We start from the raw sequence: 15,935 nt of genomic DNA, 5'->3' as shown, positions 1-15,935 counted from the left end.
GAATTTTTTGAAATAATATACTAAACTTTTACTGATTATCAATATTAGGTTGTTTAAACTTTTTCATAAAATCCCGAATAAAAGTAAAACCGACTCCTAACACGAGACCAAGAAAACTCCAAATAGCAACAATCATAACTCTTTTAGGTTTTGAACGCTCATTTGGAACACTAACAGGTTCTACAATCGTGAAAATAGGGTGTTCCTCCTTTACTTTTATTTTTTTTGTTTCGAGCTGTTTAGCGAGTTCGGAATACACACTGAAAGAAAGATTGTAATCGGCCTGTAGTTGCTCCAATCTTGTTTGTGGCAACGAACCAAAAAGGTCTCTGTTTCTGTCTTGAAATTGAGCTAAGGCAAATTGTTTTGTTTTGAAATCACTTTTAGCCTCTTCGTATCGTTGTTCGATGAATTTTAATTCATCATTAGCCTTTTGGGTTTTAAATTTTGTAACAGTTTCTTGCAGTAACGTTTGTGCACTCTGCAACATTTGAGCGGCTGGTAAAGCTTCAGGCATTGAATATGACAAAGTAATTATTCCTTCCTTTTCACTGATATCAATTGCTAGTTGCCCACTAATATCTTCTAAAATAGTCCTGTCTTCAAGTGATAAATACCAAATAGAATCCGTTTTTTCAGAAATTTCCGATTTTTCATCACTTTTTTTACCAAAAAGCAAACTTGGTAGGCCAATAGTATATTTTTTTATACTACTAAAAATACTAGGCTTGTTGTATTCTTTGTAATATTTTTCGTAAGAGATAAGCTCATTCAAGTTGCTGAATTTTAATGGAGTTTGTATGAGTTTTTTTCTAAAAGGAATACTCTCTACTATTTTTGGGTAGGTATTTAACGGAATGCTTTCATTTGAGCTTCCTCCCAAATTAATCCCTGCCATAGCCGCAAGTCCTCCTAAACCACCAACAGACATTTTGTCGCCAGAGGATTGAGGTACCATAATAGTAACAGCTGTGTACTGTTTTGGAGATATCAAAGCAATAATGATTCCCAAAACGAAGAAAAATAAGGTAACTTTCAGTATAGATTTTCTTTTAATCCATAGTTTATTTAACAATTCAAGTAAATCTATTTCATCTTCATTTTTTTGTTGATTATTGCTCATCATTATTTTTTTAAGACGTTAAAAATTAATACACCCATTGTTGTAATTGCAGAGATAATTCCAATTGTTTCAGAAGTTGAAATTCGTTGACGCTCAGGTTTTGAAGGAACGATAATTATAGCTCCAGGTTCCAGCTCAGGGTAGTTTTTAAAGAAAAGAGAATTATTAGTTGATTTTATGTCTCCGTTGGCATACATTACGTATATAGAGCGTTTTTTGGCTCTGTCCGAAAATCCACCAGCACGATTTACATAGTCTCTTAAAGATAATCCTTTTTCATAACGTACTAATGAAGGAGCCAGAACTTCTCCTTTAATTTCAATGGTTTGTTTTTCAGAAGGAATTAACAAAACATCTCCTTCATTTAAAATTAAATCGTATTTGCTGTGTTTATTTTGTAAAATCTTTTTCAAATCAATTCCGATGCGATATTCGGTAGATTTTTTTTCTACCTTTTTTAAAGCCTTATCGTTATCGTTCCCAATACTACTTGCCATAACAATTTCGTCAAGGAATTGCTCTTGTTTGATGTCGCCTTCGTCTAGTTTCTTTCTTATAAGTGTAGCTCCTTTGATGTAAGCATAGGGCGAAAAACCTCCCACTCGCTCAATAATGTCAGAGATACGTTCATCTTTACTGCGAATGCTGTAAATTCCTGGGTATACGACCTCTCCTTCCACAGTGATTGTTTGCATTGGTGTATAACCTTTTATATATCTAACAGAAACAATATCATTAGGTTGTAATGTGATAACATCGCCTTCGACAGGTGTTAATTCATTGTTAGCAGATACTTTAAAATCTTGGCTCAGTTTTCGAAAATCTCCGTCATTAATTTCACGAAAAATATCAATAGTTGAAGCATCTGCCCCTTGTGAAAGACCTCCTGCCAGAGCAATAACATCTTCAACAGTCATATTTTCCATAAAAGGAAGTTCTTTTGGCTTATTAACAGCTCCTTCCACTTTTATAAAACGAGCCATTTGAAGAGAATCTTTATAGAAAATATGAATGCTATCGTTATCTTTGAGTGGAATATTATTTCTTTCTTCAATCAAGTCTTTTACAGAAAAATTGATAGTTTGATAATCTACTCGGTTTAAGGTTCTAAATATCAGTCCTCTGTCTAAAGAAGCTTCTTTCCTAACTCCATTCGCCCGATTTAATAAGTCATAAGCGGTCATTCCTTCCTTAAATTCATATGTACCAGGCTGGTAAACAGCACCTCCAATACTTAATCTGTTTTGATATTCTTCTGTAATAGGGTGAACTTTGAGTTTATCACCATTCTGTATCAGGAAGTTTGAAATATCTTCAAAAGCTACTTCTTTCACTTCCCGTTTTGCATTTTTGATACGTTCAACAACCAAAGTGTTCGTAAAAGCATCAGAAGTGAAACCTCCAAAGAAAGTGATTAAATTAGCCAAAGTTTCTCCTTCTTTAGTTTCGTACGCTCCTTTTCGTTTTACTTCTCCTTCAATCAAAACCCGATTTAAGTAAGGAGGAACTATGATAACATCTTGATCTTTAAGAGGTAAATTCCCTTTCTCGCTTCCGTGAATTAGAAATTCATAAACGTCAAAAGTAGCTATTTTCTGCCCGTTTCGCACCAAATTTATTTCTCTGAAAGACCCATTTTCCGTAGGACCTCCACAAGCGTACAACGCATTCAAAACGGTTGATAAAGCACTTAGTGAGTAAGTACCAGGAACGGTGACTTCCCCTATGATGTTTACTTTTACGGTTCTTACTTGAGTAATGGTAACTCCTGTATAGACTTTGTTATAACTTCCATTAGGTGCAGAAATTCCAGAATAAATTCGTTTTAAATGTGAGTTAATTTTTGTTTTTACATCTTCAAAAGATAAACCCGAAACGTTGATTTTTCCAATAGCATTTATGAAAATATTTCCCTGTGTATCAACTTTTTGTTTAAATGAGCCTTCGGTGGCTCCCCAAACCTCAATCAGGAGTTCATCACCAGGTCCTACTTGATAATTTTCAGGAGTTGCCATATTCATATTTGGCGTGAATGAAATTTTTGGATTTTTAAAGAAATTCATACCAAATATGGAGTCCTTTTTGTTTTGTGTCGCCAAAGAGTCTTTATTTTCATTTCCTGTAAATCCGAAAGTTTCTTCTTCTCTATCCTGAAAAGAATAAGTATCTTGCTGATTACCAGATTTTTTTCTGATTGAAAGTTGTAAAATTCGCTGTCTTAGTTTCATAGCTTGTATGTCCGACATACCTCGCATTCTGGCAGCGGTAATAAGTTGGTCTAATGTATAACCTTGATTTTTAGCTTTCTCCCAATAAATGCTAAGTTGCTCGTCCGATATTTTATCAATATTTATTGAAGAAATTTGTTGAGGGTCAAGATTTATATCATTGTTATTATTATTCTGAGATACAATCGTTTGAAAACTTCCAATAAAAAGTAAAAATATAACTAAAAGCTTAATTTTTGGCATAATATGTTTTATTTGTCCGCAAAAATATAAAACTTATTTAAAAGTAAAAAAATAATATTTTATTAATTAAGTTCTTACGTCTTAATTGTAATCATTCTACTTCTGAAAGATGTACGATTTCAACACCTGCTTTTTCAAGAAATAAAATTCCTTCATCGTCTTTGTAAGCATCTTTGTAAACCACACGCTTAATTCCTGATTGGTGAATTAATTTGCTACATTCTTTGCAAGGTGACATTGTTATGTAAAGCGTAGCTCCTTGTGAAGATTGAGTGGAGGAAGCTACTTTCATAATTGCATTTGCTTCTGCGTGAAGTACATACCATTTTGTGTCGCCTTTTTCATCTTCACAACAATTATCAAAACCAGTGGGTGTTCCATTGTATCCGTCTGAAATAATCATTCTGTCTTTCACGATGATAGCTCCAACCTGTTTTCGTTTGCAGTAAGAAAGTTTTGCCCATTCCAAAGCCATTCGCATATAAGCTTTGTCATAACGTATCTGTTTGATATCTTGTTTATTCATAATGTTATCTTAAAAATTCTATATTTCCTTCTGAATCAAAGCGTATCAATCTGGAAGGAGTTCGTTTTTCTGTGTCGTTTTGTCGATGTTTTACCACATAATCACAATTTTTGATGATTTGTGGGTTTATGTCACTAAAAATTTGGGGTGTAGGTTCTCCACTGATGTTAGCAGAAGTAGAAACGATAGGTTTTCCGAAGTTTTTTATTAATTTCTGACAGAATTCGTCTTGAATTAGACGTATAGCGACTGTATTTTCAGATGAAATGACGTTTTTTGCTAAATTTTTAGGATTAGAATATATGATTGTAGTTGGATTTTGAATCGTTTTAAGGAAATTCAGTATGTAACTAGGTGTTTCTGAAAGATATTGCTGTAGCATTTCTATTGAATTTATCAAAATAATCAAACTTTTACTTTCATTTCGTTGTTTTATTTGAAAAATTTTGGAAACAGCTTTGATGTTAGTAGCGTCGCAACCCAATCCCCAAACAGTATCTGTAGGGTATAATATAACTCCTTCATTAATAAGTATTTCACTTGCTTTTTTTATATCTTTATCCATAGAAGTTCGCTGATTTCAAAAAATACGAAGTTATAACATTTCAGAATTACTTTGTATTTTTGTGGCGAATATAGTTAAAAAATGTATTTAAAACTCACCTCTTTTCTAAAAAGTTTTTCTTTTTTTAAAGGCGTACTGAAAACGATAGCTGTTCTTATTCCTATCGGAATTGGTTGGTATTTTGATATCCTTGAAATAGGTATTCCTGTGGGATTAAGTATAATAGCTATTTCTCCGAGTGATATTCCTGGCAATAGAAAACATCATATTGGAGGACTTTTGGTAGCTACTTTATTGGCAATGGTCAGTTGCTTTTTTGTTAATATAACATACCCATACCCTTATCTACTGGAATTAACTATTTTTGTTTTAACATTTTTCAATGGTTATATTTCACTTTATGGTTTTCGAGCTTCTATGGTAGCTTTTTCTGGGTTATTTTCCATTGCTTCCACATTGTCTCACATACAAACAGGAGCGGCAATTTATGTGTATTTGCTTTGTATTTTTATTGGTGGATTGTGGTATATATCTTTAGTTTTTATATATCTATGGATAAAACCGAGACAGTATAGTGAGCAACTTTTAGGAAAGTGTTTCTCTTTGACGTCAGATTTTTTTTCTGTTCGTTCAGATTTGTTACTGTCAGAAAATAGAACGGAGGGTTTCAAAAAAATGATTGATTTGCAAACCAACTTGAATGAGAATTACGAGAAGTTGCGAGAAGTAATCCTTGATTCGCGAAGTAAGTCAGGTAAAACAGACTATTTGCAGAGACAATTTTTGATGTTCATAGAATTGGTCGATATTTTTGAGTTGGCATTGGCAAACCCAGTTCAGTATGATAAAATTGATAAGGAATTTGCACAAGATAAAGATGTATTGAGAATTTATGCTGATTTTCTGAAAGAGCTTTCAAATCAATTGCAACAAATGTCCGTTTATATAGGGTCTCGTAAGCAAATTAATTTGGATAATTCTTTAAAAACATTATTGTTACAAGCAAAAAGAAAAAATGAGGAACTGAAAAATCAGGCTCAAACTAAATCTGATAGAGATAAACTACTCACACTTCGGAATTTTTATATCTATATTGAAAATCAGTATAAATCAATAGAGAAAATACGTGTGATATTTGATAATTATTACACAAACGATGTTGGAAAACGTGATGAAAAAACTTACAGAAAGTTCGTAAGTTACCAGAATTATTCTTGGAAACGTTTGAAAGACCACATATCTTTTGAATCTTCCTTTTTCCGGCATTCTATTCGGCTTTCTGTAACTACATTAATTGCTTATTTTATAGGGAATTATTTCTCTATAAGCAATGCATATTGGATTCTTTTGACAATTTTTCTGATAATGCGTCCAGGTTTTGGACTGACAAAGGAACGTTCTTTAAGTAGGATTTATGGGACAATTTTGGGAGGGATAATCGCTTTTGCTGTTATTTATTTGTTTCCTTTTCCGAGTTTGTATTTGTATTTTGGGGTGCTGTGTATGCCAATTGCATTTGGGTTGATGCAGGAAAACTATATGTACGCTTCAATTTTTATCACAATTACAGCTATTTTTATGTTTGCTTTGATAAGCCCAGATGTTTATTCAGTGATACACGACAGGTTACTTGATACAGCCATCGGTGTAGGACTTGCCTTTGTTGCAAATTATGTACTTTTTCCAACTTGGGAATCACGAACATATCAGGAGGTCGTTCAAAAGTCAATAAAAACCAATATTGATTATCTTCAGCAAGTGAAAATTGTTTTTAATGAAAATCAAGGAGTTACTAATGAATATAAAGTCTCTCGGAAAGAAGCTTTTTTAGCATTGTCGAACTTAAATGCAGCTTTTCAGCGAATGCTACAAGAACCAAAGTCAAAACAAGACGACAATACATCAATTTATGAGATTATTGTAATTCAGCAATCGTTTTTGGCTTCCGTGGCTTCTTTGGGAGTTCGTCTGAAATCCAAGAAAGTAACTTTCCCTAAAGAAATATTCAATCGAGCTATTGATTCGCTTACTTCACTTCTGAAAAGAGCATTGGAGCCCCTTGTCAATGATATTTCTATTCAAGTTGAAGAAAACGAATTTTCATTAGAAGAACTAAACCAAGAAATGCAAAAAATAATTGAACAACAGCAAAGTTTAAGTTCTTCTTCAAATGATTTATTACCAGTTGTTTCTATGCGTGAAGTACATCTTTATTGGGAGCAATTTAACTATCTTTTTGGACTTGTAAAGAATTTAGAACAAGCCATTAAGCAAATGACAAAACGCAAGTAAGAAAGTAATTTAAAAATTTTTTAGTTTCCATATAAAATCATACCTTTGCAAACTGAAATTTTTAGATATAAATATTTTAAAAAATGAATATTACAAAAGAGCAAATTGATGCTTTGAATGCCGTGATTACGGTTGCTATCGAAAAAAATGATTATGCTGATAAAGTAGAAAAAGTACTTACAAATTACAGAAAAACAGCAAACATTCCCGGATTTAGAAAAGGACACGTGCCTATGGGAATGGTAAAAAAACAATACGGAAAGGCAGTTTTGTTTGATGAAGTAAACAAATTGTTACAAGATTCTTTGAATAAATATCTTGTTGATGAGAAATTAGATATATTAGGACACCCACTTCCAAAGGCAAAACAAGATTTTAATTGGGACGCTGAGGACTTTTCATTTGAGTTTGAAATTGGTTTAGCTCCTTCATTTGAGTTAGATTTGAAACCAGCAAAGGGAATTACTCGTTATGAAATAGGTGTTGAAGATGAGCAAGTTGATAAGCAAGTTGAGCGTATCCGTAAGCAATTTGGTAAATTGATTTCAAAAGGAGAAGTTCTAAACCAAAATGATATTGAAATTACGGGAACTTTCTTCAATGAGGAAAAAAATATCGACAACAAAGCTACTTTCAAGTTAGAAGACGTAAGCGAAAAAAATCGTAAAAAATTCGTTGGTAAAAAAATTGGTGAACAGTTACAATTGAAAACCAAAGGATTGTTCGAAGATGTACATAGTTTGATGCATTATTTGAAAGTTTCACACGATGAAGCTCACGATTTAGATGTAGAAGTAACACTCACTTTGGAAGAAGTTAATGTTCGTGAGGAAGCTGAACTTAATCAGGAGCTTTTTGATAAATTATTCCCAGCAGGGGAAGTTACTTCAGAGGCACAATTGCGTGATAAAATCAGAGAAAACTCTGAACTTCAGTATGCAGAACAATCAAATCAACATTTCTTAAATGAAGTAACTGATTATTTGGTTGAAAATACCAAGTTTGACCTTCCTGCTGAATTTTTGAAAAAATGGTTACGTACTGCAGGTGAAAAAGAACTTACTGAAGATGAAGCAAATAAAGAATATGAAAATTCAGAAAAAGGACTTCGTTATCAGCTTATTGAAGGTAAAATACTTACTGACAATAAATTACACCCAACTTTTGAAGAATTAAAAAGCTTCGCAAATACGTATGTTAAAAACCAAATGCTTCAGTATGGAATGCCTGTGGAAGATGAAACATATGTAGAGGGAATTGTAGGAAAAATTCTGCAAAATAGAGAGGAAGTAGAACGAATTAATAAACAGCTTGTATTCAATAAGTTATTGGATTTTTACAAACAAAATGTCAAAATAAATGACAAAAAGGTAACTTTTGATGAGTTTATAAAAGAAGTTTATAAAACAGAGGAAGCCTAAAAGCTTTTAACTTAACTTGCAGTTGTAGAGGCGTTAAACCAAATTTAACGCCTTTTCAGCTACTATAAAAATCAATAAAACTATGAATTACAAAAACGAATTTAAAAAATATGCCATTAAAAAACACGGTGTGAATAGTTTGTACTACGATAAAATTGTAGCAAGTATGACCCCGTATATTATGGAAGAACGTCAATTAAATGTAACTCAAATGGATGTGTTTTCTCGTCTGATGATGGACAGAATCATCTTTATGGGAACAGAGGTACATTCACAAATGGCGAATATAATTCAGGCACAATTGCTATTTTTGGAGAGTTTGAATAGTTCTAAAGATATTCAAATATATATTAATTCACCAGGAGGAGAAGTCTATGCTGGTTTGGGAATTTATGATACAATGCAATTTATCAAGCCTGATGTAGCAACGATTTGTACAGGAATGGCTGCTTCTATGGGGGCAGTGCTTTTGTGTGCGGGAGCAGAAGGGAAACGTTCCGCTTTACCACACGCACGTATAATGATCCATCAACCTTCAGGAGGAGCTCAAGGTGTAGCTACTGATATGGAAATCAATTTAAAAGAAATGCTTAAGATAAAAAATGAACTTTATGAGATTATCGCAAAGCATTCAAAACAACCTTTTGAGAAAGTATATGAGGATTCTGAGCGTGATTATTGGATGAAAGCTGAGGAAGCCAAAACATACGGAATGATTGATGAGGTTTTGGTTCGAAAAGCATAAAAGATGGCAAAGAAACAAGAAGATAGCTACTGCTCATTTTGTGGTCGTCCTGAAGCTGAAACAGATTTGCTTGTCAATGGATTAGAAGCAAGAATTTGTAATCATTGTATTGAACAAGCTCACGGAATTCTTTTGGAGGAATTTAATTTCAAAACAGAAAATAGCTTCTCAAATGAAGATATTACATTAAAAAAGCCACAAGAAATTAAGGAATTTCTTGACCAGTATGTCATTGGGCAGGATTTTACTAAAAAAATTCTTTCTGTAGCGGTTTACAATCATTATAAACGGTTGCAACAACCTGATACTGATGATAATGTAGAGATACAGAAAAGCAATGTAATAATGGTGGGGGAAACGGGAACAGGGAAAACGCTTGTTGCCAAAACAATTGCTAAGTTGCTAAACGTACCTTTGGCAATTGTTGATGCTACTGTTTTAACGGAAGCAGGTTACGTGGGAGAGGACGTAGAAAGTATCCTTTCGAGATTATTACAAGCGGCTGATTATGATGTTTCTAAAGCTGAAAAAGGAATTGTTTTTATTGATGAAATAGATAAAATTGCACGGAAAAGTGATAATCCCTCAATAACTCGTGATGTTTCGGGCGAAGGCGTACAGCAAGGATTGTTGAAACTTTTGGAAGGTTCTATCGTAAATGTACCACCTAAAGGAGGACGTAAACATCCCGACCAGAAGTATATTGAAGTAAATACAGAACATATTCTTTTCATTGCAGGAGGAGCTTTTGACGGTATTGAACGATTGATTTCCAAACGACTGAATATGCAAGTAGTGGGATATAATTCATCAAAAACTGGAGTTATTGACAGAAAAAATTTGATGCAATACATAATCCCGAAAGATTTAAAAGATTTTGGTTTAATTCCTGAAATTATCGGGCGTTTACCAGTTTTGACTTATATGAATCCGCTTGATAAGGAAACTTTACGAATGATTCTGACAGAGCCAAAAAATGCCATAATAAAGCAATACAAAAAGTTGTTTGAGATGGACGGGATAAAGTTTGATATAAAGGAAGAAGCCCTTGATTTTATTGTTGAAAAAGCAATGGAATATAAACTTGGAGCACGTGGGCTTCGTTCACTTTGTGAAAGTATTTTAACAGATGCAATGTTTGAGTTGCCAAGTTCTGACAAAAAAGAACTCATAGTAACTAAAAAGTATGCTGAAGAAAAACTTAATAAATCAGGATTACAGGTAATTCTATAAATATAAGAAACTCAAGGTTCTAAAACGGGCTTTGAGTTTTTGTTTTTCAAGACTTAAGATAATAACTACTATAAAAAATTGATTTATGTATCCAATAAAATTTAACCCTATTCTTAAAGAGAGACTTTGGGGAGGAACCAAATTAAAAACGCTGTTTAACAAACCCATCGAAACAGATATTACAGGTGAGAGTTGGGAAGTGTCAGCTGTGAAAGGTGATATTTCTGTGGTGGCGAATGGTAAATTTGCTGGAAAATCTCTGCAAGAGCTTATTGATTTGTATCCCAATGAGTTATTAGGCAAACACGTTTATGAAAAATTCGGTGCTGATTTTCCGATTTTGATAAAGTTTATTGACGCTCGTGAAGATTTGTCAATTCAGGTTCACCCAAATGATGAACTGGCGAAAAAAAGGCATAACTCATTCGGAAAAACAGAAATGTGGTACGTAATGCAAGCCGATGAGGGAGCAGAACTCATTGTAGGTTTCAACAAAGATGTAACTAAAGAGGAATATCAGCAACATCTTGATAACGGAACGCTCACGGATATAATGAATTACGAAAAGGTAAGTGAGGGTGACACTTTTTTCATTAACACAGGTAAGGTTCACGCTATCGGGGGCGGAATTATCATTGCTGAAATTCAACAAACAAGTGATATAACATATCGCGTGTATGACTTTAATCGTAGGGACAAAAATGGAAATTTGCGAGAGCTTCACACCGAACAAGCTCTTGATGCGATTGATTATCAAAAGAAAGATGATTTTAAAGTAAATTACTCGAAATCTGAAGATACAACCAATACGATGGTTAATTGTCCATATTTCATCACGAATTATTTGAATTTGACACAAAATTTTGAAAAAGAAATAGGTTCAGAGGATTCTTTTCATATTTATATGTGTGTGAAAGGTGGAGGAACACTTTCTGATGGGAAAACAGAACTATCTGTAAAACAAGGAGAAACAATTTTATTTCCTGCTAGTTGCCAGAAATTATACGTAAATACAACCGCTATAGAATTACTGGAAGTAAGGTTGTAAAGAGAGATAAATTTTTGAAGTTAGAAACGTATGTGAAAGACATACCAAAATAGTTTAAATTTAGTGTTATAGGCGTATTTTTGATTGAAACAATGTAAAGTTTTGGTCAAAATACGCTTTTTAGTTTTCTGAATTTTCTAAAAAATAAACTTTGTATTGGAAATACATTCTCCAAAACGAAACAATCTTTGTAAATAAACTCTTCCAGAAAGATACATTTTTGGTAGAAAAATAGTACTTTTGCCGTTCTATTTAATAATATTGTAAAGGGATTAAAAAAATAATGAAAATACTTGCAAATGATGGAATTTCCGAATTAGGAAAACAACATCTTGAAGAAAACGGATTTGAAGTAATTGTAGTAAAAGTCGCTCAAAATCAATTAATAAATTATATAAACCAGAATAATATTAATGTTCTTTTAGTGCGTTCAGCAACAAAGGTTGATAAGAATATCATTGATGGCTGTCCTTCGTTGAAATTAATTGGTCGTGGAGGAGTTGGATTGGATAATGTTGATACTGAATATGCAAAAAGCAAAAATATCCATGTGATTAATACACCAGTTTCGTCGGCAAATTCCGTAGCAGAATTGGTTTTTGCACATTTGTTTTCGGGAGCACGTTTCTTGCACGATTCCAACAGAAATATGCCTTTGGAGGGAGATACACAATTTAATCAATTGAAAAAATTATATTCCAACGGAGTAGAACTTCGAGGAAAAACTTTGGGAATTATTGGATTTGGAAGAGTCGGTCAGGCAGTAGCTCGTATGGCTATAGGTTTGGGAATGAATGTAATAGCGTATGACCCTAATGTGAAAGAGGCGGATATAGAACTTCCTTTTTTCGATGGTAGAACAATCTCATTTTTAGTAAAAACGATTGAAAAAGAAGAGGTTTTAAAACAATCTGATTTCATTACAATAAACTCTCCTATTCAAGATGTTTATGTTATTGATTCAGAGGAATTTGAATTAATGAAAGAAGGAGTAGGGGTTATAAATTTGGCTCGTGGAGGGGTAATTTCGGAAGAGGCTTTAATTGAGGCATTAGAAAGTGGAAAGGTGAGCTTCGCAGGATTAGATGTGTTTGAAAATGAGCCAACTCCATCAATCAGATTGTTAATGCATCCTAATGTTTCGTTAACACCACATATTGGGGCTTCAACAATTGAAGCTCAAGACAGAATTGGCACGGAATTAGCGGAACAGGTTGTCAGTTTACTCAAATAACTTTTAGCAAATTCAATAATAATTTTAAAAATTGATAAAATGGCGGGAATTTTAGATTTTCTGGGAGGAGATAATCTCCAAAAAATTGTAGATGGAGTTAGTAAACAGACGGGAGTTTCTACTTCACAAGTTTCTTCTGTAATTGAAATGGCAGGAACTTTATTGATGGGTGCAATGCAAAATAATACTTCAGGAGAGGGAGCTACTGGGCTGTTAAGTGCTTTGCAGAGTAACAAACACGATGGGAGTTTGTTGGATAATCTTGGTAGTTTCTTTAATGATGGGGTTAATAGTGATGTGACTAAAGATGGAGCTGGAATTTTGGGACATTTGTTAGGCGGCAAGGAGTCGACTATGGCAAATGCTATTAGTGCTAAAACTGGGGTTTCTTCCTCAAATGTTGTTCAAATTTTGCAATCTTTAGCTCCAGTGTTAATGAGCTTTTTAGGGAAAAAAGTGTCAGACAATAATGTTTCATCAGCCAGTGGATTGGGAGATTTATTATCAGGATTTTTAGGAAATAATAATAATTTAGGTGGAATGTTGAAATCCTTATTAGACTCCAACGGAGATGGAAATGTTATGGACGACCTTGCAGGAATGTTAGGAGGAAAATCGGATAATAAAGGAGGGATAGGCGATTTACTTGGCGGATTTTTAGGAGGAAAATAGCAATCCAAAAACAAATAATATAAACAAATAGTTTGATGCTGTTCATAATAAGAACTTCATCAAGCTATTTTTATCTGATAAAAAAGATAGAAATAGGGATATTTAATTATGTTTCAGATGTTTGACGATGAATATTTTATGAGAAGAGCTTTACAGGAAGCAGAAAATGCATTTGATGCAAACGAAATTCCTGTCGGAGCAATTATCGTAGTTGATAATCAAATAATAGCCAGAGCGTACAATTTAACAGAACGCTTAACCGATGTAACAGCACACGCCGAAATGCAGGTAATTACGATGGCGTCCAATTATTTGGGGGGTAAATATCTGAAAAGCTGTACACTTTATGTTACTTTGGAACCTTGTATGATGTGTGCAGGGGCTTTATATTGGAGTCAAATTTCGCGTGTGGTTTATGGAGCAAGTGATTTGCAAAGAGGCTTTACAGCAATGGGGGGCAAACTTCACCCCAAAACAGAAATTAAAGGAAATGTTCTTGAACAAGAGTGTTCACAACTTTTGCGACAGTTTTTCGCTAATAAGAGAGCAAAATAATAATTGAATAAAAGATGAGTCGTAGGTTATATCTTTGTGTGGTAATATTCTTTATGGGAACATTATTTTTGTTTCCACAGGCAACCAATTCATTGGATATAATTAAAAAAGACTCTACTGAAATTCAAAAAGATAAAGACTTTTACAGTAGAGTAAAAAGATATTTTGGAAAATATAAATTAACAAAGAATTTAGCTTCTTTCTTTTCAGATTCATCAAAAAAATCACCAACTTCAAAACAAATTGATAAAGAATTAAATCTGAACTATGTAAAATATCAAGGAAAAATCATACGGAAAATAGAGGTTGTTACTTTAGATCCATTTGGTTTTGATGAAAAGGATTTGTCAAAAACTCCTCAAAAGAAAATGGAGGTTTATGGGAATGCATTGCATATAAAAACCCGAGCGAGAACGGTTAAAAAACAACTTCTATTTTCTGAAAATAAACCAATGGACTCGTTACTTTTGAAGGAATCGGAGCGTCTTTTAAGGGAGCAAAATTACATCAGGCGTGTACTTATTCGTCCTGTGGAAATTTCTGCTGTTTCTGATTCTGTTGATATTCAGGTTGTGGCTCTAGATAGCTGGACAATGTTCTTCGCAAGTGATTTAACCGATAAAAGAGGTTGGATACGTGTTAATGAACAAAATCTTTTTGGTTTAGGACACGAGGCATACGTTCTGTACAGGCAATATTTTAAGAACTTCAGTGATAACGGAAAAGGATTTGGATATCGTGCCAAAAATATTCAAAATACACATATTGATTTATTTACTTCATACTATCGGGATTATGAAAACTTATTTTCAAAGCAATTGGTAGCTGAAAGACGTTTTTACTCTCCTTATACACGTTGGGCGGGAAAAATTGGGTATCACGAGAATCGGTATCAGGAAGATATTTTCTTTAAAGATAGTGTGTATCGTCCTCCTTTGAGAACAAAAATATTTGATGTTTATGGAGGATATGCCATACCTTTGAAAAAGAATTCTCTTGGTTCTGTTAATAATTTCGTCATATCGGCACGTTATAAAAATTTAAATTATGCAGAAAATACTCCTGATTCTTTGAATGTTGATAATTATTTTTCAAATGAACATTTGCTATTGTCGAAGTTCAGTTTGAATAAAACAAACTTTGTTCAGGATAGATATATTTTCAGACACGGAGATATTGAAGATGTGAACATAGGGCATTCTATTTTTCTTACTTTGGGTACATTGCAGAAAAATGAAAAATTACATCCCTATTTTGGACTTGGATTTTCATTGGCTAAGTACGCTGATAAAGGGTATTATTCTCTGAACTTGGAGGCGGGAAGTTTGCTGATGAAAGACAATGTGAAACAGAGCGTTTTTAAAGGAGAAAGTATTTATTTTTCAAATCTTTTCTCTTTGGGAAATTGGCATTTCCGACAATTTTTTAAAACATCTTTCGTAGTAGGTTTAAACAGAACGGCTCACCCTAAAGACAGAGTTAGCCTTAATGAAAGAGAAGGAATTTTAGGGTTTTATAGCAATGTTTATGGAACTCGGAAACTTGTACTTTCTTCGCAAACACAATCCTATAGTCCGTTCAGTTGGCTGGGTTTCAGGTTTAATCCATTTTTTAATGTAGATGTAGGCTTTTTAGGAAAGGAGAATAATCCATTTTTTAAAACAGATGTTTATTCAAAAGTAGCTATAGGATTCTATATATCAAATGATTACTTGATGTTTCAAAGTTTTCAATTTTCATTGTGTTACTTCCCCAGAATACCTATGGAAGGAAATCATATTTTCAAAATTACAAACATACAAAATGATGATTTCAGATTGCAAACCTTTCAATACAGACCTCCTAATACAGTAATTTACAAATAAAATACTTCTTAATTTTTGGTTAAATAGAGTAGGATAACTATTTTTTATGTTTTTTCTGAGAAAGTGTAAAAGAAACTTCTTTTCATTATTTATTATTGTTTTTTAGCCTTTTAAAAATGATTTTGTAGTTAAAAAACACAAAATTTATTTATACATTCTATAGTTCTATAAAGTATTTATTTTGA

At 33.1% G+C, this 15,935-nt stretch carries 13 protein-coding genes; 9 read left to right on the top strand and 4 right to left on the bottom strand.

Annotated elements, in window-relative coordinates; genetic code table 11:
* Positions 1 to 28: 28 nt before the first annotated feature.
* From CGC48_RS01860 to CGC48_RS01845, 4 genes are all read right to left on the bottom strand, one after another.
* Entirely contained in the window at positions 29 to 1,126 is a 1,098-nt protein-coding gene (locus tag CGC48_RS01860; protein WP_098028230.1) for a Wzz/FepE/Etk N-terminal domain-containing protein, read from the bottom strand.
* Positions 1,126 to 3,594: an SLBB domain-containing protein gene (locus CGC48_RS01855; protein ID WP_098028229.1), complete on the bottom strand. Its 2,469-nt coding sequence runs from the start codon at positions 3,592 to 3,594 to the stop codon at positions 1,126 to 1,128. Before CGC48_RS01855 ends, CGC48_RS01860 begins: the two co-directional genes overlap by 1 nt.
* A gap of 91 nt (positions 3,595 to 3,685) precedes the next feature.
* Complete coding sequence (locus tag CGC48_RS01850) at positions 3,686 to 4,120, bottom strand: deoxycytidylate deaminase (protein ID WP_098028228.1); 435 nt, start codon at positions 4,118 to 4,120, stop codon at positions 3,686 to 3,688.
* Between the two features lie 4 nt (positions 4,121 to 4,124).
* A complete protein-coding gene (locus CGC48_RS01845) occupies positions 4,125 to 4,685 on the bottom strand; it encodes an L-threonylcarbamoyladenylate synthase (RefSeq protein WP_098028227.1) in 561 nt (186 codons plus the stop codon).
* A gap of 81 nt (positions 4,686 to 4,766) precedes the next feature.
* Between CGC48_RS01845 and CGC48_RS01840 the strand changes: the two genes are divergently transcribed.
* The 9 genes from CGC48_RS01840 to CGC48_RS01800 all read left to right on the top strand — a co-directional run bounded on the left by CGC48_RS01840 (position 4,767) and on the right by CGC48_RS01800 (position 15,750).
* Positions 4,767 to 6,977, top strand: coding sequence for an FUSC family protein (locus CGC48_RS01840; protein ID WP_098028226.1), 2,211 nt, complete (start codon positions 4,767 to 4,769; stop codon positions 6,975 to 6,977).
* A gap of 83 nt (positions 6,978 to 7,060) precedes the next feature.
* Positions 7,061 to 8,398, top strand: a complete 1,338-nt coding sequence (gene tig / locus CGC48_RS01835) for a trigger factor (protein WP_098028225.1) — start codon at positions 7,061 to 7,063, stop codon at positions 8,396 to 8,398.
* An 82-nt stretch (positions 8,399 to 8,480) separates the two neighbouring features.
* Positions 8,481 to 9,143: an ATP-dependent Clp protease proteolytic subunit gene (locus CGC48_RS01830; protein WP_098028224.1), complete on the top strand. Its 663-nt coding sequence runs from the start codon at positions 8,481 to 8,483 to the stop codon at positions 9,141 to 9,143.
* Positions 9,144 to 9,146: 3 nt separating this feature from the next.
* Positions 9,147 to 10,376 carry an ATP-dependent Clp protease ATP-binding subunit ClpX gene (gene clpX, locus CGC48_RS01825; protein WP_098028223.1) on the top strand — a complete coding sequence of 410 codons (1,230 nt, stop codon included), beginning with the start codon at positions 9,147 to 9,149 and terminating at the stop codon, positions 10,374 to 10,376.
* 85 nt (positions 10,377 to 10,461) lie between these two features.
* On the top strand, positions 10,462 to 11,424 hold the full coding sequence (locus CGC48_RS01820) for a type I phosphomannose isomerase catalytic subunit (RefSeq protein WP_098028222.1): 963 nt from the start codon (positions 10,462 to 10,464) through the stop codon (positions 11,422 to 11,424).
* A 283-nt stretch (positions 11,425 to 11,707) separates the two neighbouring features.
* On the top strand, positions 11,708 to 12,658 hold the full coding sequence (locus tag CGC48_RS01815; RefSeq protein WP_098028221.1) for a D-2-hydroxyacid dehydrogenase: 951 nt from the start codon (positions 11,708 to 11,710) through the stop codon (positions 12,656 to 12,658).
* Positions 12,659 to 12,697: 39 nt separating this feature from the next.
* On the top strand, positions 12,698 to 13,330 hold the full coding sequence (locus CGC48_RS01810; RefSeq protein WP_098028220.1) for a DUF937 domain-containing protein: 633 nt from the start codon (positions 12,698 to 12,700) through the stop codon (positions 13,328 to 13,330).
* A gap of 108 nt (positions 13,331 to 13,438) precedes the next feature.
* Complete coding sequence (locus tag CGC48_RS01805; RefSeq protein ID WP_098028219.1) at positions 13,439 to 13,885, top strand: nucleoside deaminase; 447 nt, start codon at positions 13,439 to 13,441, stop codon at positions 13,883 to 13,885.
* A gap of 14 nt (positions 13,886 to 13,899) precedes the next feature.
* Positions 13,900 to 15,750: a hypothetical protein gene (locus CGC48_RS01800; protein ID WP_232780532.1), complete on the top strand. Its 1,851-nt coding sequence runs from the start codon at positions 13,900 to 13,902 to the stop codon at positions 15,748 to 15,750.
* Positions 15,751 to 15,935: the final 185 nt, after the last annotated feature.

The organism is Capnocytophaga cynodegmi (assembly GCF_002302475.1).
Taxonomy (GTDB): domain Bacteria; phylum Bacteroidota; class Bacteroidia; order Flavobacteriales; family Flavobacteriaceae; genus Capnocytophaga; species Capnocytophaga cynodegmi.
This window is presented reverse-complemented; position numbering and strand designations above follow the sequence as displayed.

Bases quoted from the DNA above. Each gene is read 5' to 3' on its own strand.
- CGC48_RS01800 (WP_232780532.1), top strand. From the start codon at position 13,900: ATGAGTCGTAGGTTATATCTTTGTGTGGTAATATTCTTTATGGGAACA.
- CGC48_RS01810 (WP_098028220.1), top strand. From the start codon at position 12,698: ATGGCGGGAATTTTAGATTTTCTGGGAGGAGATAATCTCCAAAAAATT.
- CGC48_RS01850 (WP_098028228.1), bottom strand. From the start codon at position 4,120: ATGAATAAACAAGATATCAAACAGATACGTTATGACAAAGCTTATATG.
- CGC48_RS01855 (WP_098028229.1), bottom strand. From the start codon at position 3,594: ATGCCAAAAATTAAGCTTTTAGTTATATTTTTACTTTTTATTGGAAGT.
- CGC48_RS01840 (WP_098028226.1), top strand. From the start codon at position 4,767: ATGTATTTAAAACTCACCTCTTTTCTAAAAAGTTTTTCTTTTTTTAAA.
- clpX (WP_098028223.1), top strand. From the start codon at position 9,147: ATGGCAAAGAAACAAGAAGATAGCTACTGCTCATTTTGTGGTCGTCCT.
- CGC48_RS01860 (WP_098028230.1), bottom strand. From the start codon at position 1,126: ATGATGAGCAATAATCAACAAAAAAATGAAGATGAAATAGATTTACTT.
- CGC48_RS01820 (WP_098028222.1), top strand. From the start codon at position 10,462: ATGTATCCAATAAAATTTAACCCTATTCTTAAAGAGAGACTTTGGGGA.
- CGC48_RS01805 (WP_098028219.1), top strand. From the start codon at position 13,439: ATGTTTCAGATGTTTGACGATGAATATTTTATGAGAAGAGCTTTACAG.
- CGC48_RS01830 (WP_098028224.1), top strand. From the start codon at position 8,481: ATGAATTACAAAAACGAATTTAAAAAATATGCCATTAAAAAACACGGT.
- CGC48_RS01815 (WP_098028221.1), top strand. From the start codon at position 11,708: ATGAAAATACTTGCAAATGATGGAATTTCCGAATTAGGAAAACAACAT.
- tig (WP_098028225.1), top strand. From the start codon at position 7,061: ATGAATATTACAAAAGAGCAAATTGATGCTTTGAATGCCGTGATTACG.
- CGC48_RS01845 (WP_098028227.1), bottom strand. From the start codon at position 4,685: ATGGATAAAGATATAAAAAAAGCAAGTGAAATACTTATTAATGAAGGA.